This window comes from Streptomyces sp. 4N509B (assembly GCF_052245655.1).
In the GTDB taxonomy this organism is placed as follows: Bacteria; Actinomycetota; Actinomycetes; order Streptomycetales; family Streptomycetaceae; genus Streptomyces.
In genome coordinates, this window is the sequence record NZ_JBQQBZ010000024.1 from 73,709 (window position 1) to 98,420 (window position 24,712).

The 24,712-nt window shown below is 71.6% G+C and carries 21 protein-coding genes and 1 pseudogene; 10 read left to right on the forward strand and 12 right to left on the reverse strand.

Features of this window, described 5'->3' with window-relative positions; translation table 11 throughout:
- Positions 1-3 precede the first annotated feature (3 nt).
- From ACTWP5_RS21360 to ACTWP5_RS21390, 7 genes are read right to left on the reverse strand one after another with little or no spacing between them, the layout of a single operon-like run.
- A complete protein-coding gene (locus ACTWP5_RS21360) occupies positions 4-1,269 on the reverse strand; it encodes an MFS transporter (protein WP_443222651.1) in 1,266 nt (421 codons plus the stop codon).
- Entirely contained in the window at positions 1,262-2,500 is a 1,239-nt protein-coding gene (locus ACTWP5_RS21365; protein ID WP_443222652.1) for an ATP-grasp domain-containing protein, read from the reverse strand. Before ACTWP5_RS21365 ends, ACTWP5_RS21360 begins: the two co-directional genes overlap by 8 nt.
- A complete protein-coding gene (locus ACTWP5_RS21370) occupies positions 2,497-3,264 on the reverse strand; it encodes a phosphocholine cytidylyltransferase family protein (protein ID WP_443222653.1) in 768 nt (255 codons plus the stop codon). Before ACTWP5_RS21370 ends, ACTWP5_RS21365 begins: the two co-directional genes overlap by 4 nt.
- Complete coding sequence (locus ACTWP5_RS21375; protein WP_443222654.1) at positions 3,261-3,866, reverse strand: gamma-glutamyl-gamma-aminobutyrate hydrolase family protein; 606 nt, start codon at positions 3,864-3,866, stop codon at positions 3,261-3,263. The genes ACTWP5_RS21370 and ACTWP5_RS21375 overlap by 4 nt, the downstream gene beginning before the upstream one ends.
- A complete protein-coding gene (locus tag ACTWP5_RS21380; RefSeq protein ID WP_443222655.1) occupies positions 3,866-6,166 on the reverse strand; it encodes a PEP-utilizing enzyme in 2,301 nt (766 codons plus the stop codon). Before ACTWP5_RS21380 ends, ACTWP5_RS21375 begins: the two co-directional genes overlap by 1 nt.
- A complete protein-coding gene (locus tag ACTWP5_RS21385; RefSeq protein WP_443222656.1) occupies positions 6,163-6,930 on the reverse strand; it encodes a class I SAM-dependent methyltransferase in 768 nt (255 codons plus the stop codon). Before ACTWP5_RS21385 ends, ACTWP5_RS21380 begins: the two co-directional genes overlap by 4 nt.
- Positions 6,927-7,490 carry an adenylyl-sulfate kinase gene (locus tag ACTWP5_RS21390; RefSeq protein ID WP_443222657.1) on the reverse strand — a complete coding sequence of 188 codons (564 nt, stop codon included), beginning with the start codon at positions 7,488-7,490 and terminating at the stop codon, positions 6,927-6,929. The genes ACTWP5_RS21385 and ACTWP5_RS21390 overlap by 4 nt, the downstream gene beginning before the upstream one ends.
- A gap of 678 nt (positions 7,491-8,168) precedes the next feature.
- Between ACTWP5_RS21390 and ACTWP5_RS21395 the strand changes: the two genes are divergently transcribed.
- Genes ACTWP5_RS21395 through ACTWP5_RS21420 form a run of 6 tightly spaced genes read left to right on the forward strand, consistent with a single transcriptional unit; the run spans position 8,169 to position 14,862 of the window.
- Positions 8,169-9,425 (forward strand): pyridoxal phosphate-dependent aminotransferase, encoded by a 1,257-nt coding sequence (locus tag ACTWP5_RS21395; protein WP_443222658.1) that lies wholly within the window; start codon positions 8,169-8,171, stop codon positions 9,423-9,425.
- Positions 9,422-10,333 (forward strand): sulfotransferase domain-containing protein, encoded by a 912-nt coding sequence (locus ACTWP5_RS21400; protein WP_443222659.1) that lies wholly within the window; start codon positions 9,422-9,424, stop codon positions 10,331-10,333. Before ACTWP5_RS21395 ends, ACTWP5_RS21400 begins: the two co-directional genes overlap by 4 nt.
- Before the next feature lie 60 nt (positions 10,334-10,393).
- The gene (locus ACTWP5_RS21405; RefSeq protein WP_443222660.1) at positions 10,394-11,656 is read left to right on the forward strand and encodes an ATP-grasp domain-containing protein; all 1,263 of its coding nucleotides are present in this window, start codon (positions 10,394-10,396) and stop codon (positions 11,654-11,656) included.
- A 6-nt stretch (positions 11,657-11,662) separates the two neighbouring features.
- Entirely contained in the window at positions 11,663-13,348 is a 1,686-nt protein-coding gene (locus ACTWP5_RS21410; protein ID WP_443222661.1) for a glutamate--tRNA ligase, read from the forward strand.
- Positions 13,345-14,340: a zinc-dependent alcohol dehydrogenase family protein gene (locus ACTWP5_RS21415; RefSeq protein WP_443222662.1), complete on the forward strand. Its 996-nt coding sequence runs from the start codon at positions 13,345-13,347 to the stop codon at positions 14,338-14,340. The genes ACTWP5_RS21410 and ACTWP5_RS21415 overlap by 4 nt, the downstream gene beginning before the upstream one ends.
- Positions 14,341-14,376: 36 nt before the next feature.
- Positions 14,377-14,862: an NUDIX domain-containing protein gene (locus tag ACTWP5_RS21420; protein ID WP_443222663.1), complete on the forward strand. Its 486-nt coding sequence runs from the start codon at positions 14,377-14,379 to the stop codon at positions 14,860-14,862.
- A 23-nt stretch (positions 14,863-14,885) separates the two neighbouring features.
- Here the strand turns inward: ACTWP5_RS21420 and ACTWP5_RS21425 are convergent, their stop codons facing one another.
- Positions 14,886-15,050 carry a hypothetical protein gene (locus ACTWP5_RS21425; protein ID WP_443222693.1) on the reverse strand — a complete coding sequence of 55 codons (165 nt, stop codon included), beginning with the start codon at positions 15,048-15,050 and terminating at the stop codon, positions 14,886-14,888.
- Positions 15,051-15,208: 158 nt separating this feature from the next.
- Positions 15,209-15,439: pseudogene (locus ACTWP5_RS21430) on the reverse strand (flavoprotein); the annotation flags it as partial.
- A 37-nt stretch (positions 15,440-15,476) separates the two neighbouring features.
- Here ACTWP5_RS21430 and ACTWP5_RS21435 point away from each other — a divergent pair.
- A complete protein-coding gene (locus ACTWP5_RS21435; RefSeq protein ID WP_443222664.1) occupies positions 15,477-16,274 on the forward strand; it encodes an HAD family hydrolase in 798 nt (265 codons plus the stop codon).
- Positions 16,275-16,335: 61 nt separating this feature from the next.
- On the opposite strand, the gene gltX is transcribed toward ACTWP5_RS21435, so the two are convergent.
- Both gltX and ACTWP5_RS21445 read right to left on the reverse strand, forming a co-directional pair.
- The gene (gene gltX, locus ACTWP5_RS21440) at positions 16,336-17,697 is read right to left on the reverse strand and encodes a glutamate--tRNA ligase (RefSeq protein WP_443222690.1); all 1,362 of its coding nucleotides are present in this window, start codon (positions 17,695-17,697) and stop codon (positions 16,336-16,338) included.
- A gap of 173 nt (positions 17,698-17,870) precedes the next feature.
- Positions 17,871-19,280 (reverse strand): D-arabinono-1,4-lactone oxidase, encoded by a 1,410-nt coding sequence (locus tag ACTWP5_RS21445; RefSeq protein WP_443222665.1) that lies wholly within the window; start codon positions 19,278-19,280, stop codon positions 17,871-17,873.
- 92 nt (positions 19,281-19,372) lie between these two features.
- Between ACTWP5_RS21445 and ACTWP5_RS21450 the strand changes: the two genes are divergently transcribed.
- Positions 19,373-20,632 carry an alanine racemase gene (locus ACTWP5_RS21450; protein WP_443222666.1) on the forward strand — a complete coding sequence of 420 codons (1,260 nt, stop codon included), beginning with the start codon at positions 19,373-19,375 and terminating at the stop codon, positions 20,630-20,632.
- 112 nt (positions 20,633-20,744) lie between these two features.
- The gene (locus tag ACTWP5_RS21455; RefSeq protein ID WP_443222667.1) at positions 20,745-21,374 is read left to right on the forward strand and encodes an HAD-IA family hydrolase; all 630 of its coding nucleotides are present in this window, start codon (positions 20,745-20,747) and stop codon (positions 21,372-21,374) included.
- 184 nt (positions 21,375-21,558) lie between these two features.
- On the opposite strand, the gene ACTWP5_RS21460 is transcribed toward ACTWP5_RS21455, so the two are convergent.
- Positions 21,559-23,202: an extracellular catalytic domain type 1 short-chain-length polyhydroxyalkanoate depolymerase gene (locus ACTWP5_RS21460; RefSeq protein ID WP_443222668.1), complete on the reverse strand. Its 1,644-nt coding sequence runs from the start codon at positions 23,200-23,202 to the stop codon at positions 21,559-21,561.
- A 26-nt stretch (positions 23,203-23,228) separates the two neighbouring features.
- Here ACTWP5_RS21460 and ACTWP5_RS21465 point away from each other — a divergent pair, with 26 nt between their 5' ends.
- The gene (locus ACTWP5_RS21465) at positions 23,229-24,518 is read left to right on the forward strand and encodes a PucR family transcriptional regulator (RefSeq protein WP_443222669.1); all 1,290 of its coding nucleotides are present in this window, start codon (positions 23,229-23,231) and stop codon (positions 24,516-24,518) included.
- The last annotated feature ends 194 nt before the right edge of the window (positions 24,519-24,712 follow it).

Genomic DNA, 24,712 nt, shown 5'->3' on the forward strand with positions numbered 1-24,712 from the left:
GGGTCACGCGAGCCGGCCCTCCGCCCACCGGACGACCGGGATCGCGGCCCAGCCGGCGCAGAGCAGGATCGCCCCGACCAGCAGCCACCCCGGAGTTCCGAGACCGAGACAGAGGAAGCTGACCACCACCGGGGAGACGGCTCGCCCGAGCCCACCGGCGACTCCGTACAGACCCATGTACTGCCCCTGGGCGTGGGCGGGCGCGAGGGAGAAGGCGAGTTCGTACGTGGCGGCGGCGAAGTAGATCTCACCCACCGTGTAGATCACGACCGCCATCACCAGCACCAGCCACCCGCTCCAGCGGGGCAGGGGACTGACGGCGGTGATCAGAGCGAAACTCAGGAGCAGGAGAACGCCCGACCTCGCCATCATCCTCGCGGCGAGCATGGGAGTGCCGAGCCCGCGCGAGAGCCGGACCTGGAGCGAGGCCACCAGAATCGTGTTGAGCGGGAGCAGCGTGCCGACGAACCAGGGAGGCAGCTGGGTCTGGCTGAACACCCACAGCGGCAGTGCGAGCGGCAGAACCGAGTACTGCACCATCATCACCAGATTGAGCCCGCTGACAGCCAGATAGGGGCGGTCACCGAACACCGCGGTGCCCCGGGCCTTCTTCTCGGCCCTGACCGGGGGGACATGGCCGAGTCGAGCGACCAGCCCCGCGCACACCGCGAACGACACCGCGTTCCCGATCATGAGGACCAGGTACGCCCGCAGGTCACCGGTGACCAGGGCCATGGATGTGATCGCACCGCCGATGGCGATCCCGAGGTTGGTCGCCGCCCTGATCCGCGCGCGGTACTCGGTGGGCCGCTCCGTCGCCAGGCTCCTGATGAGCGGTCCCCGGGCCGCTCCGCTCGCCGACGCGACCAGGCTGGCGAGCGTCGTCACCACCACGAACGCCCAGAAGGACTGTGCCACGATCAGCCCCAGCGCCAGGACGGCTTCGACGAAGAGGGCCGCGCAGTAGATCTCTCGGGGGCCCCGCCGGTCGGCGAGCACCCCGACCGGAACGCCGGCCAGCAGACCGATCAGGCCGCCGAGGGACAGACCGACGCCCACCTGGGAGGCGGAGAACCCGACGTACTGGGTGAAGTACAGCGCACTGCTCGTCAGGAACATGCCCGTACCCGTCATGTTGACGAGGGTTGCCCAGTACAGCGTGCGGGCGTCCCCGGTCAGGGCGGGGGCGGGCCTCAACCGGCGGCGGACGCCCCGCCGACCGTCGCGCGACCGGGTCTCGGACGTGGTGACGCCGGTGGCGTCACTCATCGCCGGACGGCCCCGCGGTCGTCCTCACCCGCGCGCCGAACCAGTTCACGAACCCGCGAATGCGCTCCTCGACGTGGGTCTCGTCGTCGCCGACGATCACGACCCGTCCGGCCCGTACGTCGGAGCCGATCCGGGTGTCCGGCATCTCGCTCCCGGGCTGGACCTCGATCGCGGCCAGGGTGCAACCGGGCTGTTCCCGTGCCTCGTCCGACGTGGGCACCGCCAGCACCGTGCCGGCGGGGGCCGGTACGTGCAGCCAGCCGCTCGTGCCCGCGGACAGCCGGGGCTCAGGGGCGAAGGGGATGCGGAGCGAGGTGTGCGCCCACGCGTCCAGCAGGTCGACGCCCGTGCTCCACGCCACGGCGTCACGGGTCATGCCGCCCCCGACCCGGCCGGCGCACTCGCCGAAGACCAAGCCTCCGTCCTCCTGTAGGAACGCCTCCAGGTGGAAGACCCCGTCGTGGTGCCCCAGGGCCGCCAGCACACCGGCGGTCAGCTCGCGTGCCCTCCCGTACAGACCGGGGTGTTCCGCCGGACGCAGGACCACGGAGGCGAGGAACGTACCTGACTGGATGGCGATGACGTTGCGCATGTATCGGGAGACCGCCAGCAACGCCAGCCTGCCGTCCTGCACCGCGCCGTCGATGTGCAGCTCGCGTCCCTCGACGAACTCCTCGACCAGCCAGGGCCCGCCGAAGGCGAGCGGCTCCGCGTCCAGCAGGTCCACGAGGTCCTGCTTCGTCCGCACCAGATAGGTGTTCCGGGTGGCCGCGCCTGCCGGCGGCTTGACGACGAGCGGCCTGTCAGACGACGCGAGTCCGACGTCCGCCAGCCGGTCGACCGTCCAGCAGTCCGCGACCGGGAGCCCCGCCCTCCGGACGAGATCCTTCTGGACGTACTTGTCCCGCAGGGCGACGGCGGCGGTGACGGGCATGCCGAGGCAGCCGGCCAGCCGGGCCAGGACGCTCGCGGTCACCAGGCAGTACTCGTTCGCACTGGTGACGAGCTCGAAGTCGCCCAGGTCCAGGCCGCGCCGACGGACGCCCGAGAGCACGTCCTCGAAGTTGTTCGTGTCGGGAACCACCACGTGGCGCTCCGGGTTCCCGTGCTTCGCCGCGGTGGCGAGGTCTCTCGGTCGCAGGACGCAGGTGACCTCGCGGCCCTGGGCCTGAAGGGCCATCAGGGCGTGGCCGTGCCAGCCGATCTGCAGGACGTGTCCGGACGAACTCATGATCCGCTCTTTCCTGTTCGTTGCCGCCGCAGCTCCATGAGCTCGGCGTCGATCGCGGCGACCGTCCCGGCCCCGAGGTGGAGGTCTCGCGGATGGTCGAACTCGTACCAGGGCCCGACGCCGGCGACCGCCACCACCTCGCACCGGCCGGCCCGAACGACGCGGCCGAGCAGCTCGGTCATGTGCGAGGCCCCGTGCGCGGCATGGACCCGAACGGCCTCCGCCCATCCCGCCGGGGTGAACCGCAGCAGACCCATGTACTGGCCCTGTACCTCTTCCAACGTGGTGGGACGGGCACCGATCTCGGTCACCCGGCCGTCCGGGTCCACGGCGAACGTCTCGGCGTCGTCCAGCGGATCCTCGAACCGCTCGCTCCACAGCCGCCGCCAGTCGGGGTCGAACGCCAGGGCGATCGGGGCGTCAGTCTCCGCCAGCCTCGCCGCGGTCCTGGGCGTGTAGACGATGTCGCCGTAGCTGACGACGGTGTCGCCGGCCGTCAGCCAGGCTCCGGCACACGCCAGCGACTCGACCATGCTGGTCTCGGCCCACCGGTGGTTGGTGAACCGGTGCAGCGGCACCTCGGCGAAGGCGTCCGCACACCATCCGGTCACCACCGCGATCTCGTCCGCGCCGGCGTGCTCCAGCGCCTCCACCTGGCGGGACAGCAGAGTCCGCCCACCGACCTCGACCAGGCACTTGGGCCGGTCGTCGGTCACCCAGCCGATACGGGAGCCGCGGCCCGCGGCCAGTACGACGGCCCTCACGTCGACCCGCCGAGGTGGGTCCGGAAGAGCTCCACGTCAGGGACCTGTGGGGTTTCTTCACGCTCTGGGTGCCACATGATGCCCTTGATCCTTCCTGATGGGTGGTCGACCGCCTCGACGACCGGTCCGACCGCGCCGCTGACGGTCAACGGAGCGGGGACGCCGTTCACCGCGGCCCACGCGTGGTAGCAGGTGGCCCGCCGGGCGACGCCGTTCACCACGATCGAACGCGTGGCCCTGACGTGGCCGGGGACCTGCCGCAGAAGCCCTCCGAAGTGGTCCACGATCAGCTGCATGCCGCGGCAGACACCCAGGACGGGCAGCTCGGCGGCGATCGCCCACCGGAGCAGCGCCCGCTCGGTCTCGTCCCGCTGACGCGCCGGTCCGCCGTAGGAGGCGAGGTCCTCGCCGCCGGTGAACAGCACGCCGCCGAGGCGAAGCCGACGGGCGGTGGGCACCGCGAGGCCCGGGTCGTTGGGAAGCGGGACGCAGACCAGGCCGCACCGTTCGAGGAAGGTCGGCCAACGGACGTCGAGGGCCGTCCTGGTCTCGCCGTGCTCGTTCGGCGAGGTCAGGCGCTGGGTGACGCCGATCGGTGTCATCACCCGATCCTGACCAGCCGGTTGGCACAGTCGATCTCCAGCGCCGGGGCCTGGCGCCAGCTGCGAAAGCGTTGCTCGCCGACGCCGGTGACCGTCGGGACGCCGAGCTCCTGAGCCCGGATCGCCATGTGCGAGTTGATCCCGCCGTAGGCGGTGACCAGGCCGACGATGCCCCGTGCGAACAGCCAGTCGTACCCGGGGTCCGCGCAGGTCACGAGCGCGATCGCGCCCTCGGGTGGATCACCGCGGTCGATGTCGGCGACCCGGGCGTGCACGCGGAGATGGGTGACGAAGTTCGGCACCACGTCCGGGAGTTCGAAGCTCCGGACCTGCTCGGGCGCCCAGAGCAGCGGCGGCAGCATCAACGAGCGGGCGGCACGGTGCTCCCGCCGCCCGGCTTCGGCCGCCGCCCGAAGCCCCGCCGGGTCGCCTCCGGCCGAGACGAGCTTCCCGAGAGAGTCGATGTCGATGTACGACAACTGGTCAACCGTCACCCCGCACGACGCGCCGATCAGGCCGAGCCGGTCGAGCAGGTCACTCAGCGTCCGGGTGAACTCGAACTTCGCCCGTTCCCGCGCGGTGATCGACAGGGCGATGAAGTCGAGCAGTTCCTCGGGCGCGCAGGAGAAGCCCGCGTCGTGGAGGAGCCGTTCCACGAGCCGGAGCCGAGCCGTGGACGGAGAGAAGGGCATGACGGGTTCGGGCGCCGTACCCCGGTGATTCCAGTCGAAGTACAGGTCGGGTGCCGCGTCGTACCGCGGCGAGAGGATGTCGTAGGTCCCGGGGCGCAGGTGTCCGTAGCGGGCCAGGAACTCCGCACGCTCCAGGGTGTGGTAGTCGCGGCTCATCGACCCCGCCACCGTGTTCAGCCCCTGGAGGAGACAGGCCCGGTCGGCGTCGCTCAGGGCACCCCCCGTCACCAGCCCGTTCAGCAGCTGCATGCCGACGAACCCGGCCCGCGCCAGGCCGGCGAACGGTCGGGCGCCGTACTCGCGGCAGACGTCCAGCAGGTCGACGACCGTCTCGTGCGGGCGCGTCGACAGCCGCTTCAGGCGTTCCGTGTCCTCACACCACAGGCCGCGCGGCGAGACCAGCCGGTTCGTCAGGTCGACCAGGCTCGTCCGGAGGAGATCGCGCTCCTCCGCGGTGAAGCCGTGCTCGGCGAGCACCTCCAGACGTTGGCGCAGGTCGAAGGTGTTGCAGCTGAACACCACTTCGAACTCGACCTTGTCGTGCAGGTCGGGCCGCTCACGAAGCCGCGCCACGTAGTGGTCCACGAGGCGGGCGGCCAGGTCGTCGGGCAGCGTCGCCGGGACGAAGGAGTTGAAGCTCGCGCGCACGTCGATGAAGGGGAGCCCCGCGAACTCGACCATCAGCGGCGTACCGCGCAGATCCCGGTATCCGTAGGCGTGCCGCGCGCGAGCCCAGGTGTCGTCCGTGATGAGCGCCTGGTAGAGGGACCGGGCCAGCGGGCGCGGCCGCAGGCCGATGATCTCGGCCGGGTTCCAGTCCGGCATGACCCCGTACAGCGGCAGCTTCCCGAGCACCGGCGACCGCGCCTCGGCGAGCTCGGCCAGCCGGCGCGCCGCCGTGGCGAGCGCCCTGCCGTGCAGAGTTCGGGACGTTCCCGGCTCGCGGAGGACCAGCGGACGGGCCTGGAAGAGGATCACCGATCCGTCGCCGGTGATCCCGAACTCCACCTCGAAACGGTCGCCCCCGGCCAGCGAGGCGATCTCCTCCACGAGGAGCACCACACCCCTGAGCCAGGCGGTGGGGGTGTCGTCGGCCGAGATTCCGTACCAGGTGCGGACCTCGCCGGTCCGGCCGCCGGTCACCGCGGTGGTGGAGGTCTGGTCCGCCCAACTGACCACCCGGTAGGGCGCCCCGCTGCTGGGGTCGCAGCCGCAGGCGACACCGCTGGCCCGGACGTCCCGCAGCTCGGGCTGTACCAGGACCTGGTCATCGGGGCGTGGTTCACCGTAGGAGGCGATGACGGCCCCGACCGCCTCGTCGAGGCCCTGTCGTCCGACGACTCCCAGCTGGGAGTGGAAGCGTCCGGCCTGCGAACCGAGGTCGGAGTCCTCGTTCTGGGCGCTGCTGCGGACGATGAGGGGGTCGTGGCCCCACGGTTGTGCCAGGACGTCGTCCAGGACGGCGTCAGCGTCGGCCCGCCAGTCGGAGACCGTGAAGGCGACCTGCGGCAGGACACTGGCCGAGCGCACCAGCGGGGCCAGCACACGAAGGGTCTCCGCCTTGGTCCCGAACACGGTGGCGGTCTGCTGGGTGCGGGTGGTGTTCACCGAACCGGGCTCTCCACGGCTCGGGCGATCCAACCACGGGTGACGTACGGCACCTCCAACTGGGCGCCCGAGCCGGAGCGGACGAGTTCGACGATCGCCTCGACCACCGTCGCGAACCGGTCGCCGGCCTGCCTGGCCAGCGTGGCGTGCGACCACCAGGCCTGGCACCAGGAGCCGGTGTCGACGGTGTGCTTGACCGCACCCTCGATGCGCTCCGTCCCGGTGAACAGGCCACTGCGGGCGATGATCTCCGACTGGTCGGCGCGGCGGGCGCCGTAGTCGTAGCCCGGAACGTGGCGCCGGATCAGCTGCTCGATGGCCGACTGGAGCGGGTCGGACAGGTCACGGTGGTTCCACACACAGCTGAACCAGCCGCCCGGGACCAGCAGACGGTGGGTCTCGGGGAGCGTCAGCTCGGGGGGTGCGACGTTGAACGAGGATCCGAAGGTGACCAGGGCGTAGGTGCCGGTGGTCAACCCGGTGTCCTGCGCGGTGGCCGCGAGCCAGTTCACGGTGGACCACTCGCCGGTGCGGCTCCGCCCGAGCGCGCGCATGGCGTCGTTCGGTTCCACCGCGTCGACCAGCAGCCCGCGCTGGAGCAGCGGTAAGGTCAGGTGCCCCGATCCGGCGCCGATGTCACAGGCGCGACTTCCCTGGCCGACACCCGCCCGGGCGGTGATCTCGTCGACGACGTTCTCCGCGTAGTCGGGGCGGTCGGCATAGGTGCTGGCGAGCGCTGTGTAGTCCCAAACGTGCGCCGTCACAGGTACGCCTTCCCTTCGAGCGCTTGCATCACGAGTTCGGTCGCGACACGTGGTGTCGTCGCACCGTGATTGTCGATGGTCAGATCCGGATTGACGGGAAACTCAGGCATCAGATCAACGCCGACGATGTTGGTGGACCCCTGCCGGTACACGCCCCTGGTGTCACGGCGCTGTAGTTCGGCCAGTGGTGCGCGGAGCAGAACTTCCAGGTATCTGGGGAGATTGGCCCGATTCCAGGCATGGGTGTCGTGGAACAGTGAGATCGTCGCGCAGACAACGAAGTGTCCCTGGCCGGCGAACTCTGCTGCCAAACGGCTGTAGAAGTTCGCGTACGATCGCCGGTCCTCGACGCTGTGCCCGCCCCGGAACGGGGCCGCCGCACGCAGTCGGTCCCCGTCGAGAAGCACCGGTAATACCCCGCGGGAGAGCAGCGCGTCCCGGACTCGGAGCGCGACGGACGTCTTACCTGTGCTGGACAGACCGGTCAGCCACAGCACGGTTCCCAAACTCGATGAATTCGCCGATTCGGACAGCTCTGCCGCCGAACTCGGAGCAGCCACAACACACTCCTCCCCCGTTACCCACCGTCACGTGTGCCGCGCGGAGTGGTCAGCTGCGCGCGTCGGCGGCGCTGGAGGCCGCCCCCGTCCGGTAGGTGGGGCGCAGCATACACGAACCCCCAAGTGGGTTGCACCGCCCTGGAATCTTGACAGGGTCGAGGTGTCCGTCCGATGGTGTAGCGACCCGGAGCGGGCGGCGGAGCCCTTGGCCTGGATGATCACGGGGAGATCACTACCGGTTACTGCAACTCGGTGGTAACGTCACCTCGGCCGACCCGCATCACTGCGTGTTCAGCAGGACGGGTGGCATACGGGGATGGGGGATATTGGGTGAAGTCATGGGCCCGCGATAAGACTGTCGTCGACCAAGGCCTTTACGACCATCTGGTCACCGAGGGAGAAATCTCGCGGCGATCCGGGGCGATCTCTGTCGAATCCCGGCACGCCTCCGAACGGTTATCAGAAAAGATCGTTGTCGAGCCCTTCTCGGACCTCTTTCCCCTGTTCTCCGTCGCCGCGGACGACGCCGGTCACGATCGTCTCCTTGACCTGTTCGTCGGCCATGCCGAGTCCGCCATGCCGCCTGTTGGCACGTTCGGGCGGCAGGCCGGGGAATGGCGAGCAGCCGTCGGTGCCCGCCGCCCGGGAACGTCGCGGGACGTCCTCGCGTCTCCCGCCGTGCCAAAGCTCGCGAAAGCCGTCTTCGACTTCTACTTCCGGGACGACCTCTACGGCCACTGGATCGAGCGCGATCCGATCGTGCTCTCCAGCGGCTCCTTCGACGAGACGGTCTTCGGGCTGCCGGAGTCCCTGAAGGCCTGCATTCGGTTCGCGCTGCGCCGCAACTGGTACGGATACTCCGACTCCTTGGGCCGGATGTCGGCCCGCGAGGCCCTGGCGGCGCTGGAGACGGAGCGGTCCGCCGGACGGCTGCGGATCGAGCCGGAGCAGGTCGCCGTGACGCTCGGCGGGACCGCCGCGGTCGCCTCCATCGCCGAACTCCTCGCCGACACCGGCGGGACGGGGAGACAGCACGCCCTGTGTGGCATCCCCAACTACCCGCCCCTGGTGGCGGCTCTCGGCCGTCGGATGACCGTGGACTTCGTGCACACGCCCACGGTCGACAGGGCCACCGACATCGAGGAGTTGACGCGTTCCGCGGCCGAGGGGAGGGCCCGGGTGATCCTCCTTCAGACGGTGACCAACCCGACGGGTCTGCGGGTGCCGGAGGAACAGTTGGCCGCCCTGGTCGCGGCGCTCCCCAGCGACTGCTTCCTCATCCTCGACGAGTGTCACGACTCGTTCGGACCCGGAGTGGAGCTGACACCGGCCCGGTTGGCCCCGAACGTCATCTCCGTCCGCAGCATGTCGAAGCGCTGGGCCGCCCCTGGCCTCAAGGCCGGTTGGATGGTGGCCTCCACGGACTTCATCGACGCGTTCTACACCCACGCGTCCACCACGTACGGCGGACCGCCCTCGATCTTCTACCTCCTGCTGGAGATGTTCGGCTGGTTCGAAGCCGCACTGCTGCGCGGGGAGTTGGACACCGACGGGGTGCTGGGCAGGCTGTCGTCCGACTACGGTCTGAGCAGGGCCGCGCTCAAGGCCGGCTTCGCGGAGTACGTCGAGGCCCACGAGGTGATGGCCGTCCAGGTCCAGGACCGCCGGCGGTACGCCCTCGACGCCTTCCGTAGCCTGGGCCTGCCGTGCCTGGCACCCGAGTACTCCATCAACATGATGGTCCGCATCGGGGACGAACCGAGCTACGCGACCTACCGGCGGCTCGTCAGCGAGGCAGGTGTCTCCGTGTACCCCACCCTGCTGAACCTGACGGGCGGCCCCGGACTGGTCCGCGTCAGCCCCAACCTGCCCGAGCCCGCCCTGGCCGAGGCAGTGAACCGACTGGCCCGGTGGACGGAGTACACCCGCGCATGACGCTTCCCGAACCGACCGCTTCGCGGTCGACCGCCGGGGCGCTGGACCACCTGGCGCTCCACCGGCACAACGTCGAGAACCTCGGTGAGGACAACGTGGTCATCGCCGGCTACCCGGGGTCGGGGGCCGCGCTGGTCGGGAACATCCTGCTGGAGCTGGGGCTGCGCTACCTCGATCCGTACACCGAGGAGCTGCGCGCGTCGGGGCGGACGTCACCGGTGGCACAGCGCCGGGAGTACCGGAGTCGACTCGCCGCGTCGCACCGCGTCGACACCGCCACCGACACCGATGGCGACACTGACGGCGACCGCGCCCTGTCGCCCCTCGGAGGACCGGTCTTCGTCAAGACCCACCTCTATCCGGACGCGTTCGCCGGTGCGGCGATCCGTGGTCTGATCCTGCTGGTCCGCGACCCGCGGGACGCCATCCACTCGTACTACCGGTGGCGTCTGGGCTTCTCCGAAGCCGGCGAACACGGCACGTTCATGGATTTCCTGCGTCGTCCCGGCATCCACGGCACACCGCCGGCCGAGGACTGGGCCACGTTCCACCAGGCGTGGCGGGACTGGGCCGAAGCGGCCCGGACACCGCTCGCCCTGCTGCGTTTCGAGGACCTGAAGACCGAGCCGGCCGCCGCGGTACGAGCCTGTCTGGCGGACTTCGGGGTCGGGCTGGACGAAGCCGCTCTCGCGAGCGCCGTCGAGGCGAGTTCCTTCGAGGCGATGCGCGCCCATGAGGACCAGGTCGCGGGGGACCGACACCGCATCATGCGGCGTGGCCGGGTCGAGGAGTGGCGCGAGTGGTACACGGCCGAGCTGGCGACCGAGATCGAACAGCGGGGTCTGGTCGAGGTGGCGACGTCGTTCGGCTACCGGTTCCAGCCCGACGCCCGCGCCACCGCGCCGTAGAAACCAGGAGGAGAGATGTCGAACGTCGCGCCGCGTCGCCGAGTCGCCGTTGTGGTGGGCATGGGCGGACCCAACGTACCCACCCTCGCCCGCTCGCTGAGCGGCCTGGTCGAGTGCGTGTGGGTGTACCGCGCCGACGAGGTGGCGAACGCCGCCCGGGACCTTCCGATCATGGCGGAGACCGGCCGCACCGTCGTCGCCGACGACGACGACCGGACGGTGGAGCTGCTCCGGCACGAGAGCGCTGACGCCCCCCTCGACGGGGTCCTCACCCTGAGCGAGAACAAGCTCGGCTTGGCGAGCCGCATCGCCGCTGAGCACGGCCTGCGCTTCAACACCCCGGAGGCCGTCCACCGCCTCACCAACAAGTACGCGCAGCGCCAGGCGCTCGCCGCGAGCGTGCCGGTTCCACGGTTCGCGCTGATCACCGACACGGCCTCACTGTCCGAGGGAGCGGACCACGTCGGCTTCCCCGCCGTACTGAAGCCGGTGCGCGGCGGGGGAAGCAAGCTGACCACCCTGGTCCGCGACCTGGCCGAACTCCAACAGTCCTGGGCCACGGCCCTGGAGTACTTCCAGGGCCCGCCGTCCAGGGCGACCCGCCTGCTGCGCAGCGTCGGACGGCCCCAGATGCTGCTTGAGGAGCAGCTCGTCGGCACCCGGGACTGGCACACCGAACCACGGCTGGGCGACTACGTGAGCGTTGACTCGACCGTCTGGGACGGCGTGGTCACCCACGTCATGACCATGGACAAGCTGCCGCAGTCCGAGGGCTTCCGCGAGCGGGCGCACATCACCCCGAGCATGCTGCCAGCCGGTCGCCAGGCCGAGATCCACGCGATGACCAGCGCGGCCCTGGCCGCGCTGGGGGTGACGCAGGGGATGACCCACACCGAGCTCAAGCTGACCGCGTCGGGTCCCCGGATCATCGAGGTCAACGGGCGCCCCAGCGGCGCGAGCCACGGAATCCTGATGGCGGCGGCCGGCTACGACCTGGTCGCCGAGAGCGCGAGGGCCTGCCTGGGTGAGCGGCCGATGGCCGAGCCCGTGTACACCGGTGCCGGCGGCTTCCTCACGCCGTGCGTGCCGGGGGAGCTGAGCGGCAGGCCGGTGCGGATCACGTTCGACCCGGGCGTGTCGTCCCTGGACGGAGTCCTGGAGTTCTACGACATGGGCGTCACCAGCTTCGACCTCGGCCTCGGACAGGGCTACGCGGCGATGGTCTACGCCCAGGCCGACACCCCGGCCGGACTCCTCGATCTCAACGACAAGATCGTCGCCGGGATGAACATCACCGTCGGCGAACTCCCGGAGGAACGGTAGACACCCATGGACGACACACTGATCAACCGGCTCATCCCGGAGGACGATCAGGAAACCGACGTCTGGGACTCGGCCTTCCCCCGGCGCGACCTCCCCGAGGGGGCCTACGTCACCCGCTTCGGCCCCAGCTTCGGCAAGCACCTGTCCCTGGCGGCGGCGAACATCGCGCTGATCTCCCAACAGGCCGCCTACTCCACCGGTGGCGTCTACATCGTCCGCATCGAGGACACCGACGGCGAGCGTGAGGTGCCCGGCGCGCTCGCCGCGCTCGACGGAGCGCTCGCCTACCTCGGCCTGGAGTCGGACGAGACCGACGCGAACGGCGCCCTCTTCGGCCCCTACCGCCAGTCGAACCGCGCCGAGATCTACCGCTCCTACGTCCGGACGCTGCTGCGCCGCGGGCTCGCCTACCCCTGCTTCACCACCCGTGCCGAACTCAGGGCCATCGCCGACCGGCAGGCCGCGGCCAGAGAACCGATCGGATACCACGGCGAGTGGGCCGTGTGGCGCGACGCGCCAGCCGCACGGGTGCACGCGCAACTCGACGCCGGTACGCCCTACGTCCTCCGGTACCGGTCGGAGAACCCGGTCGGGCAGCGCTTCGGCTTCAGGGACGTGGTGCGCGGTGAGGTCGAGTGCGAGGCCTACTACAACGACGTGGTGATCCTCAAGGCGTCCGACCGGTCCGACTGGCTGCCCACCTACCACTTCGCGCACATCGTCGACGACCACCTCATGCAGGTCAACCTCGTCGTCCGCGGTGAGGAGTGGATCCCGTCCACCCCGCTGCACATCGAACTGAACCGGGTGATGGGGTTCGAGCAGGTGCGGTACGCGCACATCGCCTCGCTGATGCGGCGGGACGGCGACCACCGTCGGCGGCTGTCCGGGAAGAAGGACCCGGACGCGCTCGTCGTGTACTTCCAGTCCCAGGGCTACCCCGCCGAGGCCGTCCGCCACTACCTGCGCGGACTGTACAACCCGTCGCTGGCCGACCTCACCGTCGCCCAGGCGCGAACGAGGTGGCTGCGCCTTGAGGAGTGCGTGCGGGCGCAGCCGACGATGGAGCTGTCGGATCTCCGGAAGAAGTGCGCGCAGTTCGTCGCGGACCTCTCCGACGAGGAAGTCCTGCAGGCCGTCGAGGACTGGGCCGCCATCCACGACACGGAGCTCGCCGACGTTCTGCGCACGGCGAACCGCCAGGCCAGGGCGGTGCTCGCCCTGCGGCGCGCCAACACCACCTCCGTCAGGCGTGACCTGGCGTGCTGGTCCGAGTTCCGCTCGGTCTACGGCTTCGCCCTGCCTGGACTGTTCGTGGCCCCGGACGGGGCGGACGACGAGCGTTTGGGCGTCGCCCCCGACCGGGTGGGCGCCATCGCCTCGGCGGTGGCCGAACTGCCGCTCGGGTCCGCGGAGGAGTGGTACGCCGGGCTCTGGCGGATCGCGGAGGACCATCAGGACACACCTGGTAGGGCGGGGGCTCGCGCCGCGCGCACCGCGGTGACCCGGGTGGTCCGGGTCGCGCTGACCGGCAGCACCGCCGGCCCCGACCTCCACGAGGTGGCCGGCACGCTGGGCGCCGCCGTCGTCGGGGAACGGCTGCGCTCGCTGGTCCCCACCACGCCCGCCGATACCGAGAACCGGACCAGGCCGCCCGGCGAGGGCGGCACGCGATGGGAGAACGCATCATGAGAGCCGTTGTCATCCCCCAGCCCGGGGTCGTCGAGACAGTCACCGTCGCCGACGCCACCCCCGGGCCGGGCGAGGTCGTGGTCAAGGTCGCCGCGACGGGTGTGTGCAGCATCGACCTTCGGGTCCTCGACGGCGAGTACGCGCCCACCCTGCCCCTGGTCCCGGGGCACGAGTTCGCCGGTGAGGTCGTCGCCGTGGGTTCCGGGGTCACCGACTTCGGGATCGGGTCGCGGGTCGCCGTCTACCCGTATCTCTGGTGCCACGAGTGTCCGGCCTGCCGACAGGGCCGGAACAACCTGTGCGAGCGCTGGTCGGCGATCGGTGTGACGGTTTCCGGCGGAGCCGCCGAGTACGCGGCCGTCCCGGCGGCGAACTGTGTGCCCGTGCACGACTCCGTCCGGCTGGAGGACGCCTGCCTGATCGAACCGCTCTCGTCGGCGATCCGTGGGTACGACGTCCTGACGTCGCGGGTGGGCGTGAGCGTGCTGATCTACGGTGCCGGCACCATGGGGCTCATGATGCTCGAGCTCGGAAAGCTGAGCGGGGCCTCACGGGTCGACGTCGTCGACACCAACACGGAGCGGTTGGGCGTGGCGAGCATCGTGGGGTGCACCGCCACCGCGACCCGCCCCGACGAGTTCGACAACGGACGCGGCTGGGACGTCGTGGTGGACTGCACCGGCAACGACCGGGCGATCGAGGACGGCATCACCCGGGTCGCCCCGGGTGGCACGTTCCTGCAGTTCGGCGTGACCAACCGCGCGGCACGCGTCCTGATCGACCCCTACCGGATCTACAACAAGGAGATCACCGTCACGGGGTCGATGGTCGAGCTCCACGAGAACTTCGAGCGGGCCGCGCGGCTCTTCGCCAACGGGGTGGTCGATCCGAAGATCTACATCACCCACCGGCTGGACCTCGGCGAGTACGCCGGTGCGCTGGACATGTTCCGGACCGGCGGCCTGGGTTACAAGTTCCAGATCCAGCCGTGAACCGACGCGTTCCCCGCTGTGAGGGAGTTCCCGACTGTGGCCACACGGATGTCGGACGAGGAGTTCTTCCGCCGCCTGCCGAAGGCGACAGCCCACGCCTGTCTGTACCTCACCGACGAGGAGGGCCGGCCCTTCCAACTGCGGTCGTCGATCAACCCCGGCCTCTGGCAGATCCCCGGCGGGCACATGGACCCGGGTGAGACCCCCTGGGAGACGGCGGTCCGGGAGTGTCGGGAGGAGACGGGTCTGGCCGTGGACGGTCCGCGACCGCTTCTGCTCACGCACTTCGTCGCTCCCCGGGCCGACTGGCCGCACAGCCGGATCGGCCTGGTCTTCGACGGCGGGATTCTCACCGCCGCGACGCTCGGCCGGATCGTCCTCGACCCGGCCGAGCACAGCGAGTGGCAGACGAGGTGCCTGGCTGACTGGCGGCAGGGCATGGACGGGCGCTCCTGGCGTCGACTCGAAGCGATCGACGCGGCGCGACGGACCGGGACGGCCGGGTACCTGGAGACGGTGTGACCACCGGCCGCGGCAGGGCCGGGTCAGTCGGCCCCGGCCACCGGCGCCGGCACGTCGCGGTGCTCCAGCAGCGCGGCGGCCACCTCGTCCCACGGGAAGGTGGCGTTGCCGTGGTTCCCGGGCGTGGTGTCGGGGAGCCGGTCCGGGTCGAGGACGAACCGCACTCCGGCGGAGGAGAGCAGGTCCACACTCCTGGCGAAGGCGGGATGCCTGGCCAGTGCCCGATTCGGCCAGGGGGCGGCGACGACGGGCAGCCCCTTCCCATCGCCTCGTTGACCAGGCCGAGGGCAAGGGTGTCGGATATTCCGTTGGCCCACTTGTTGATCGTGTTGAAGGTGGCTGGGGCGACAACGATGGCGTCCGGGGAGGGCAGTACGTCCGGGGCGCCAGGTCGCTTGTACTGGGACCGGACGGGATAGCCGGTCAGTTCCTCGATCTCCGCGACGTCGAGAAACCCCATGCCGGACGGTGTGCCGATCACGCACACTTGCCAACCCCTGCGCATCATGCGCTCGGAGAATTCCGGGACCTGTTGGGCAGGGTATCCGCCGCAGGAAACCACATAGAGTGTCGCCATGATACTGATTCCTTAACAGAGGCCGCAGCAGCGGCGGTTGCCCGTCGAGATTCCGAGCCATTATTTCATGCCCTGCGGATCTCGGCTGGATTTTCGTTCCTCATCAGGTCCACCGGAATCGGATGAACACATGTCAATGCCTGAAGGCTCTCGGTTCGGCTCGATCCGCCATATCGTCTGGGACTGGAACGGGACACTCTTCGACGATCGCGAGGCCATCATTCGCGCGAACGACATCTCGATGCGCGCCGCCGGCTTCGAGGGTGTGACTCCGGAGCGCTTCGCGCAGCACTTCGCGAGGCCGACCGCGGCCTTCTACGAGCGAGTGGTCGGCCGCCCGGTGGACCAGGCGGAATGCCGGACCCTCGACGCCGGATTCGAGAAGGCCTACGTCGCGATCATGCGCGACTTCTCCCTCGCACCGGACGCTCTGGACGCCCTGGACCTCTGGGCGGCGTCGCGGACGACGTCCGGGCGCCTCCGCACGCAGTCGGTGCTCTCCATGTGGGGCCACGAGCTGCTGGTCCCCTTCGTCCGGGAACTCGGCGTCGAGGAGTACTTCGTCCGGGTCGATGGCCGGACCGGTCCCCCGGGCGGGCCCAAGCGCGCGCACCTCGCCCGCCACGTCGAGCGGCTCCAGGCGTCCGTCCCCGGCCTGGCACGCGAGGAGATCCTGGTCGTCGGCGACGTCGCCGACGACGCGAGTGCTGCCCGGTCGGTCGGCACGGCCTGTGTCCTGCACACCGCCGGCTTCGACGGGTTCGTCACCCTTCGCGGCACCGGCGCACCCGTGGTGTCCGGACTTCGGGAGGCGGTCCGGCTGGCTCTGCTCTGACGCTGGGCCCGCCCGGTCCACCCGGACGCCCACCAGGGCGGCCCGGGTGCGCCACCGCCTCTCAGGCGAGCTTCGCCAGCGCCGCACCCGTGCGGGCCAGCACCCGTTCACGGCCGAGGACCTGCAACGACTCGAACAGGGGCAGCCCGACCGTACGCCCGGTCACCGCGACCCGGACCGGTGCCTGAGCCTTCCCGAGCTTGAGGCCGTGCGCCGTACCGACCTCGCTGATCGCTTCCTTGATCGCGTCAGCCTCCCACGCGACGTCCGTCAGTCGCTTGTGGACGTCGGCGAGCAGCCCCGCGGCGCTCTCTCCCATGGTCTTCGCCCAGGCGACCTCGTCGATCGCGGGCTCGTCGAGGAAGAGGAAGTCGACGTTCCTGGTGATGTCGCTGAGGACCGTGATCCGCGTCTGAGCCAGTTCCGCGACCTCGGCGAAGACGGCGTGGTCGAACGCGTCGTCCCGCCACGGCGCGGCCGGGGCCCTCAACCACGGTTCGCAGGCCCGGACGAACTCCGCCGGCCCGAGAGCGCGGATGTACCCGGCGTTGATGGCCGCGAGCTTCTTGACGTCGAAGAACGCCGAGGACGACGTCACCTCCTCGATCCGGAAGAGCTCCGCCAACTCGGCGAAGGGCCGGACCTCGACGTCGTCCTTGGGCCCCCACCCCAGCAGCATCAGGTAGTTGATCATCGCCTCGGGCAGGTAGCCCTCAGCGAGATAGGACTCCAGCGCGACCTTGTCCCGGCGCTTCGAGAGCTTCTGCCGCTTCTCGTTCACGATCACCGGCAGGTGGCCCCACACCGGCGGAGTGGCGCCGAGGGCCTCCCAGAGCAACTGCTGTTTGGGGGTGTTCGACAGGTGCTCCTCGCCCCTGATGACATGGGTGACGCGCTGGTCGACGTCGTCGACGACGTTGGCGAGGACGAAGACCGGGGATCCGTCGCCACGGGCGATGACGAAATCCTCCATCGCCGCGTTGGGGAACGAGGTCTCGCCACGGACGAGGTCGACAACCGTGGTGACACCGTCCTGTGGTGTGCGGAACCGGAGCGCCCGGCCCGGAATGAAGTCCAGCCCTCGGTCAGCGCAGTATCCGTCATAGCCGCGCTGTTCCGAACCGGTGCGCTCGACCACCTGACTCCGCGTGCAGTCGCAGTAGTACGCGGCCTGCTCGGTGAACAGCCGGAGGGCCACCTCGCGGTGCCGGTCGGCGTTCTGCGACTGGAAATAGGGGCCCTCGAACGTCGGGTCGCGTTCGTCGATACCGATCGCCGCGAGTGCCCGCAGGATTCCCTCTGTCCACTCCGGACGGTTTCGCTCGGCATCCGTGTCCTCGACGCGGAGCACGAAACGGCCACCGTTGTTCCGGGCGATCACCCAGTTGTACAGGGCGGATCGGGCCCCGCCGACGTGGAACATACCGGTGGGTGACGGAGCGAATCGGACGCGAACCTTGGACATGGTCACCCGCGACAGGGTAGCAACGCTGGCTGGCCGGGCCGCAGTCAGGACGCCGTCGAACCGGCGAGCCGGTTCTCCCCCTCTCGGTTTCGGCCGGCTTCACTGACCGGCGTGGGCGTTGGGCGCCCGGCCTACCGCGTGGCGGCCCCGCGAGCCGGCCCGAGCACGCGGTCGAGGTGGTCGTTGGCGAAGACGCCCGCCGGGTCGAGCTCGTCGCGCACCCGCAGGAAGTCGTCGAAGCGCGGGTAGCGGGGGCGGAGCGTCTCGGCGGTGAGGTAGTGCAGCTTCCCCCAGTGGGGTCGGCCGCCGACGGCGTCGGCGATCCCGGCGACCGCCCGGAAGTACCGCTCGTAGGGCCGCCGCTGGTACTGGTGGACCGCCACGTAGGCCGTGTCCCGCCCGTGGGCGGTGGACAGCCACAGGTCCTCCGCCGGGCCGAAGCGCACCTCGACGGGGAACGCGACGCGTTCGCCGCTCAGCTCCAGCCAGCGGCCGATCGCCCGCACCACCTCCGTGACCGCCTCGCGCGGCACGGCGTACTCCATCTCGCGGAAGACGACGCGGCGCGGCGAGACGAACACGCGGTGGGAGTCGGTGCTGTAGGAGCGGGGTGACAGGGCGCGGCCGGCGAACGCGTTGAGGCGGGGGATGGCGCGGGGGAGGGCGGCGCCGATGCGGTTGAGGGCGGCGAAGGCGGTGTTGGAGAGGAACTCGTCCTCGAACCAGGCGCGGGCGCGGCCGAGCGGGTGGGGTGTGGCGCCGGGCGGCAGCCGGTTGTTCCGCTTCGTCAGCGTCCGGTCCGTGTGCGGGAACCAGAAGAACTCGACGTGCTCGTTCTCCGCCAGCAGCCGCTCCAACCCGGCGAGCACCGTCTCCAGCCGCGCCGGGGTCTCGACGGCGTGCAGCGCGAACGCGGCCTCGCACTGGAGGGTGACCCGGGTCAGCACGCCGAGCGCGCCCAGGCCGACGCGGGCGGCGGCGAACAACTCGGGCCGGGTGTCGGCGTCGCAGCGCACGAGCGAGCCGTCGGCCGTCACCAGCTCCAGCGCCCGCACCTGCGCGGCCAGGCTCGGGGAGCGGGCGCCGGTGCCGTGGGTGCCGGTGGAGATCGCGCCGGAGACGGTCTGACGGTCGATGTCGCCGAGGTTCGTCATCGCGAGCTCGTGGGCGGCCAGCAGCTCGTTGAGGCGGCGCAACGTCATGCCGGCCTCGACGGTGACGAGGCCGGTGTCCCGGTCGACGGACACGGGGCGGGCCATCGCGTCCATCCGCACCAGCACGCCGTCGGTGACGGCCACGCCCGTGAAGGAGTGGCCGCTGCCGACGGCCTTGACGCGCAGGCCGTCCGCCACGGCGCGTCGGACGACGGCGGACAGCTCGTCGGCGTTCGTGGGGCGTTCGACCCGGGCGGGGTGGGCGGTCTGGGTCCTGGCCCAGTTCCGCCAGACGGTGGGCGGGGCGGGCGGGGCCGCAGCAGTGTCCCGCGCGGTGTCCGCCGTCGCGTCCGTTGTGTCGGGTCTGTCCGCCGGGGTCGCCGTCATGAGCGGCAAGTGTCACGGCCGTGACCAGCGAGGTCAACGTCAACGCACGACCGTTCCGCCTGTCGGGTGTCACCGTTACGGTGAGCCTCACCATGAGTGACGCCACCCGGGGCAGGGACGCCGACAGGCATGCCGACAGGGACGGGGACGCGGGCGGCGGGGTCTTCGCGCGGCTGGCGCGGGCCACCGCCCACCTCGAACCGCCGTTCGCCGTCGTGGACCTCGCCGCGTTCGACGCCAACGCCGCGAGCCTCACGCGGCGCGCGGGCGGCAAGCCGGTGCGCCTCGCGAGCAAGTCGGTCCGCTGCCGCGCCCTGCTGGCGCGGGCCCTGCGCCTGCCCGGCTTCGCCGGCGTGCTGGCCTTCACGCTCCCCGAGGCGCTCTGGCTCGCCGAGCGGCACCCGCCCGCCGACGACCTCCTCGTCGCCTACCCCACGAGCGACCGTGCGGCGCTGCGGCGCCTGGCGGCCGACGACGCGCTCGCCGCCCGCGTCACGCTGATGGTCGACTCGCCCGACCACCTCGACCTCCTCCGACGCGCCGCCCGGCCGAGCCCGGCCAGGCCGCTGCGCCTCTGCCTGGAACTGGACGCCTCGCTGCGGCTGCTGCGCGGGCGCGTCCACCTGGGAGCGCGCCGCTCCCCGGTCCACAGCCCGGAGCAGGCCCTCGCCCTGGCGCGGGCCGTGGTCCGGTGCCCGGAGTTCCGGCTGGTGGGGCTCATGGCGTACGAGGCGCAGACCGCCGGCGTCGGCGACGCCCCGCCGGGCGCGCCGCTGCGCGGCCTGGCCGTCCGCGCCGTGCGCCGTGCCTCCGTCGCCGAGCTGCGGCGACGCAGGGCCGAAGCCGTCGCGGCCGTGCGGTCGGTGGCGGAGCTGGAGTTCGTCAACGGCGGCGGCACCGGCAGCGTCGAGCTGACCGCCGCCGAGCCGGCCGTCACCGAGACGGCCGCCGGCTCCGGCCTCTACGGCCCGGCGCTGTTCGACGCCTACCGCGCCTTCCGCCCCCGCCCGGCCGCCTACTTCGCGCTGCCCGTGGTCCGCCGGCCCGCGCCCGGCGTCGCCACCGTCCTCGGCGGCGGCTGGGTCGCCTCCGGCACCCCGGGCCGCGACCGCCTGCCGCTGCCGGTCCACCCCGCCGGGCTGCGCTACCGGGGCGCGGAGGGCGCCGGCGAGGTGCAGACGCCGCTACTGGGCCGGGCGGCGGACGGCCTGCGCGTCGGGGACCGCGTCTGGTTCCGTCACGCCAAGGCCGGCGAACTGGCGGAGCGCGTCACCACCCTGCACCTGGTCGACGGCGAGCGCGTCGTCGACGAGGCCCCGACGTACCGGGGTGAGGGCCACGCCTTCCTGTGAGGGCCTTTCCGCGAAAGCCTCCCGTGGGGCCTCCCGTGGGGCCTTCCGTGAGGGCCTTCCGTGAGGCGCCGGCCGGCCCGAGCGGCGAGCCCCGGTGGCATCATGCGTACGCATGAGCGAATCCCCCCTTGACTCTCCCCTCGACGCCGTCCTGTGCGACCTGGACGGCGTGGTGCGCCTGTGGGACCCGGAGGCGATGACGGCGCTCGACCGCGCCCACGGACTGGCCGAGGGGACCCTCGCCGCCGCCGCGTTCCGGCCCGCGCTGCTGGAGGCGGCGGTCACGGGGCGGATGTCGGACGAGCGCTGGCGGGCCCGGGTGGCGGCCGACCTCGCCGAGGCGTGTGGTGCGCCGGAGGTCGCCGGGGAGCTGGTGCGGCAGTGGTCGGCCGTGCCCGGACGGGTGGACGCGGAGGTGCTGGAGCTGCTGCGGGGGGTCCGTCGGCGCGTTCCCGTCGTGTTGGTCTCCAACGCCACCACCAGGCTTGAGGACGACCTCGCGGCGCTGGGGCTGACCGACGCCTTCGACGCCGTCGTCAACACCTCGCGCGTCGGCGTCGCCAAGCCGGACCCCCGGGTCTTCCACGTCGCGGCCGAGCGGGTGGGGGCGAAGCCGGAGCGGTGCCTCTTCGTCGACGACACCGCCGGCCACGTCGAGGCCGCCCGAGCCGCCGGGCTCGCCGCGCACCACTACCGGGACGTCGGCGGGCTGCGGGAGGTGCTGGTCCGGGCCTTCGGCTGACCGGCGCCCGACGCGCACGCCGCGTCCGAAGCGTGCGCGGGCCCGTGATCGGGGGCGGAGGACCCGCGCACGCCGCTGGGTGGGCGGCCGGTCGGGCACGACGTGGCGCCCGACCGGCCGGCCGTGGTGCGGCCCGAGGCCCGGGGCCGGTGGCCCTCGGACCGCACCCGCCGTGTCCGGCTGGCTAACCGAGCGCGCCGGGGACCGAGAGCAGCGCCTCGTACCAGACGTCGGCCATCTTGCTGTAGCCGGTGGCGTTCGGGTGGACGCCGTCGGCGAGGTCGGCCGTGGTCAGTGCGCTGTAGTTGTCGACCAGGTGGACGTTCGCGCCCTCGGCCGCCGCGGCGTTGACGATGCCGGGGACCTGGGAGTTGAACGCCTGCACGCGGTCGTTGAAGAAGCCGAGCGGCGTGATCGTCGACACGAACAGGTGGGTGTCGGGTGCCTGCGCCGTGATGCGGTCGACGAGGGTCGCCAGCCGCGCGGGCGCGCCGTTCGGGTCGCTGCCGTAGATGTCGTTGGTGCCGATGTGCAGCAGGATCGTGTCGGGGTCGTGGGTGGTGAGCCAGTTCGTGATGTTCTGGTCGATCTGTTGGATCGTCCAGCCCGAGTGGCCCTCGTGGTCCCGGTCGCCGAGGCTGCTGGGGCCGTTGACCATCGAGCCGACGAAGTCGACGTCGTGGCCGCCGGCCTGGAAGTCCTGCCACAGGTCGACGCGGTACCCGCCCGGCACGTTGAAGCCGTCGGTGATCGAGTCGCCCAGCGGCATGACGCGCACGCCCTCGCCCGGCTGCTGGCCCGGCTCCTCGCCGGGGTCCTCACCGGGGTCCTCGCCGGTCGGCTGGTCGAGGCCGAAGAAGCGGATCGCCTCGGCGGCCTGGCCGCCCATCGGCAGGTTGTGGCCGACGTTCGGGAGGCTGATCGCCTCGATGGTGGCCTGGCCGCCGGTGCCGCCGTAGCGGGTGCGGTTCCAGCCGTTCGGCTGGTCGGAGAAGTCCGGGGTCTGGCTCAGGCCGTGGACGTTGGTCCACTGCTTGATGGCCTCGTTGAAGTTGTTGTAGTGGAGGGTGGTGTCGTTGGTGCCGTGCCACAGCTGGACGCGCGGGCGCTCGCCGCTGTAGCCGGGGTAGGCGCTCCGCACCATGTCGCCCCACTGCTGGGCGCTGTGGACGCGCTGCCCGCTGGAGCACTGGCTGTTCCACGAGGAGCCGTCGGTCGTGCCGAAGCAGCCGAACGGCACGCCCGCGAACGAGGCGCCGGCCGCGAACACGTCGGGGTAGAGCCCGAGCATGACGTTGGTCATCATCGCGCCGGAGGAGGCGCCGGTGACGAAGATCCGCTCGGGGTCGACGGCGTGGTTCTGCTCGACGTAGGAGATCATCGAGCGCAGGCCGACGGGGTCGCTGCCGCCGTCACGCCGCAGCGCCTGGGGCGAGGAGACGTCGAAGCACTGGCCGCTGCGGGTGGCGGAGGGGTAGATGACGATGAAGCCGTGCTGGTCGGCCAGGCGGGCGAACTCGGTGCCCGAGTAGAACGCCGGGCCCGAGCCGGTGCAGTAGTGCACCGCGAGCAGCACGGGAGCCGGGTCCTGCACCTGGTCGGGGACGTACAGGTGCATCGACAGGTTGGTGGGGTTGTTCCCGAAGTTGTTGATCTGCACCAGCTGTGCCGCCTGCGCGCTCGGGGCGCCGGCGAAGAGCGCTGCCAGCAGGGGGAGCAGCGCGCCCAGCACCGTGGCCAACGCGGTGCGGAGTCGGCGCGCGGGGCGTGTGGGTTCTGAAGGTGTGCGCGGGGGTTGTGGGGGTAGTGCGGCTCTGGTGGTGGACATGTCATGCCCTTTCTAGACTGGGGATCGTGAAGGGTCTGCTCCTGCGGTTGTCCTCACTCGACGCGGACGCCGCCGCCGCGTTCCGGGTGATCGCCCACTTCCAGGCCCTGCTGGGCGGTGGCGTGGTCGAACCCGTGGTGCTCGTGCGGTCGACCGCCGGCCTGGCCCAGTGCCCCGCGGGACTCGAACTCCCCGACGGTCGACGGGTGCGGTTCGGGCCCGACGGAGTCGCCCTCGCCGGCGCTCCCGGACGGACCTCGGGCGAGGTCGGGACCAGGTCGGGCGGTCGGGTCTGGCTGGAACGGAAGGCCGCGGCGGGCCCGTTCGACGCGCTCGTGCTGGAGTGGATGGCCATCGCGGCCGAGGTGGGAACCCAGGCCGGAGGGCCGGGCCGGACCGGTCCGTCGCCCCAGGCGGCCGATCCGGCGCTCGTGGAGTTGGTGCTCTCCGAGCGCGAGGCGATCGAGGACCGGACCCGGGCCCTGCGCCTGCTCGGACTCCACCCCGAACGGCCGCTCCGCGTCGTCGCCGTCGCGGGCGTCGATCCCGGGCCGGCTGCTGGCGCGGGGTCGGACGCGGGCTCGGGGTCGGACGTCGGAGCCAACGCCGGGGTGGAGGCCGTGACGCTGATGGCCCGCAGCGGCCAGGCCGCGGCGACCCGGGTGGCCGCCGTCGGCGCGTTGGCCGCCGCGCTCGTTCAGTCACCGGCACCGCTGCCAGGGGAAGGACCGCCGGGGAAGGAACCTGACCGGCCGCCGTGCGGCGGCGGCACGGACGGTCTGGCGGCGGAGCTGCGGGCGGTGGTGACCGAGCGGGTCCGTGAGCACCTGCCGGGTGGCGATCGTCCGTACCCCCGGCAGATCCGTTTCTGCGTCGGTGTCGGCGGCAGCGTGCCGCCGGACCGCGCATGCGTCTCGTGGGCGCAGGCCAGGACCGCGCTGCGGTTCGCCGCGGCCGGTGGCCCCGCCGAGGTCGCCGCGGGCGAGGCGGTCGTGGACCACGACGAACTCGGGCCGCTCACCCTGCTCGCCGAGGTGCCACCGGAACGCCTGCGGTCCGAGCCGGGCGTGCGGGCCCTCGCGGAGCTGGCCGCCAGGGACGGCGGCGAGCTCAGCATCGCGGCGCTGGCCGCGTTCTGCCGGACGGGCTCGCTGCGCCAGGCCGCCGCGGCCCTCCACCTGCACCACAGCTCCGTGGCCGCGCGGCTCGCGGGGGTGGAGACGGCGCTGGGCTGGCGCCTGACGGAGCCGCCGGACCGGCTGCGGGCCCACATGGCCCTGTACGCCTGGCGGCTGTCGGCCGCGGGCGGCGCGTGACGCCGGGCGTCGTGGCACCGGCGGGCGTCGTGGCATCGCGTGCGGTGGCACCGGGAGTGGTGGCGGTGCGTGTGGTGGCGGTGCGTGGGGTCGCGGCGCTCGTGCGCGGCGCGGCCCGTGGAGGTGCGTGCCGCGCCGAGGCGGCTCGCGGTGCGGCTCTCCGGTTGTCTGGTCGGTTGGCTGGACGGGCGGCT

Bases quoted from the DNA above. Each gene is read 5' to 3' on its own strand.
- ACTWP5_RS21445 (WP_443222665.1), bottom strand. From the start codon at position 19,280: ATGACGGCGACCCCGGCGGACAGACCCGACACAACGGACGCGACGGCG.
- ACTWP5_RS21460 (WP_443222668.1), bottom strand. From the start codon at position 23,202: ATGTCCACCACCAGAGCCGCACTACCCCCACAACCCCCGCGCACACCT.
- ACTWP5_RS21375 (WP_443222654.1), bottom strand. From the start codon at position 3,866: ATGACACCGATCGGCGTCACCCAGCGCCTGACCTCGCCGAACGAGCAC.
- gltX (WP_443222690.1), bottom strand. From the start codon at position 17,697: ATGTTCCACGTCGGCGGGGCCCGATCCGCCCTGTACAACTGGGTGATC.
- ACTWP5_RS21415 (WP_443222662.1), top strand. From the start codon at position 13,345: ATGAGAGCCGTTGTCATCCCCCAGCCCGGGGTCGTCGAGACAGTCACC.
- ACTWP5_RS21410 (WP_443222661.1), top strand. From the start codon at position 11,663: ATGGACGACACACTGATCAACCGGCTCATCCCGGAGGACGATCAGGAA.
- ACTWP5_RS21365 (WP_443222652.1), bottom strand. From the start codon at position 2,500: ATGAGTTCGTCCGGACACGTCCTGCAGATCGGCTGGCACGGCCACGCC.
- ACTWP5_RS21455 (WP_443222667.1), top strand. From the start codon at position 20,745: ATGAGCGAATCCCCCCTTGACTCTCCCCTCGACGCCGTCCTGTGCGAC.
- ACTWP5_RS21450 (WP_443222666.1), top strand. From the start codon at position 19,373: ATGAGTGACGCCACCCGGGGCAGGGACGCCGACAGGCATGCCGACAGG.
- ACTWP5_RS21400 (WP_443222659.1), top strand. From the start codon at position 9,422: ATGACGCTTCCCGAACCGACCGCTTCGCGGTCGACCGCCGGGGCGCTG.
- ACTWP5_RS21360 (WP_443222651.1), bottom strand. From the start codon at position 1,269: ATGAGTGACGCCACCGGCGTCACCACGTCCGAGACCCGGTCGCGCGAC.
- ACTWP5_RS21405 (WP_443222660.1), top strand. From the start codon at position 10,394: ATGGGCGGACCCAACGTACCCACCCTCGCCCGCTCGCTGAGCGGCCTG.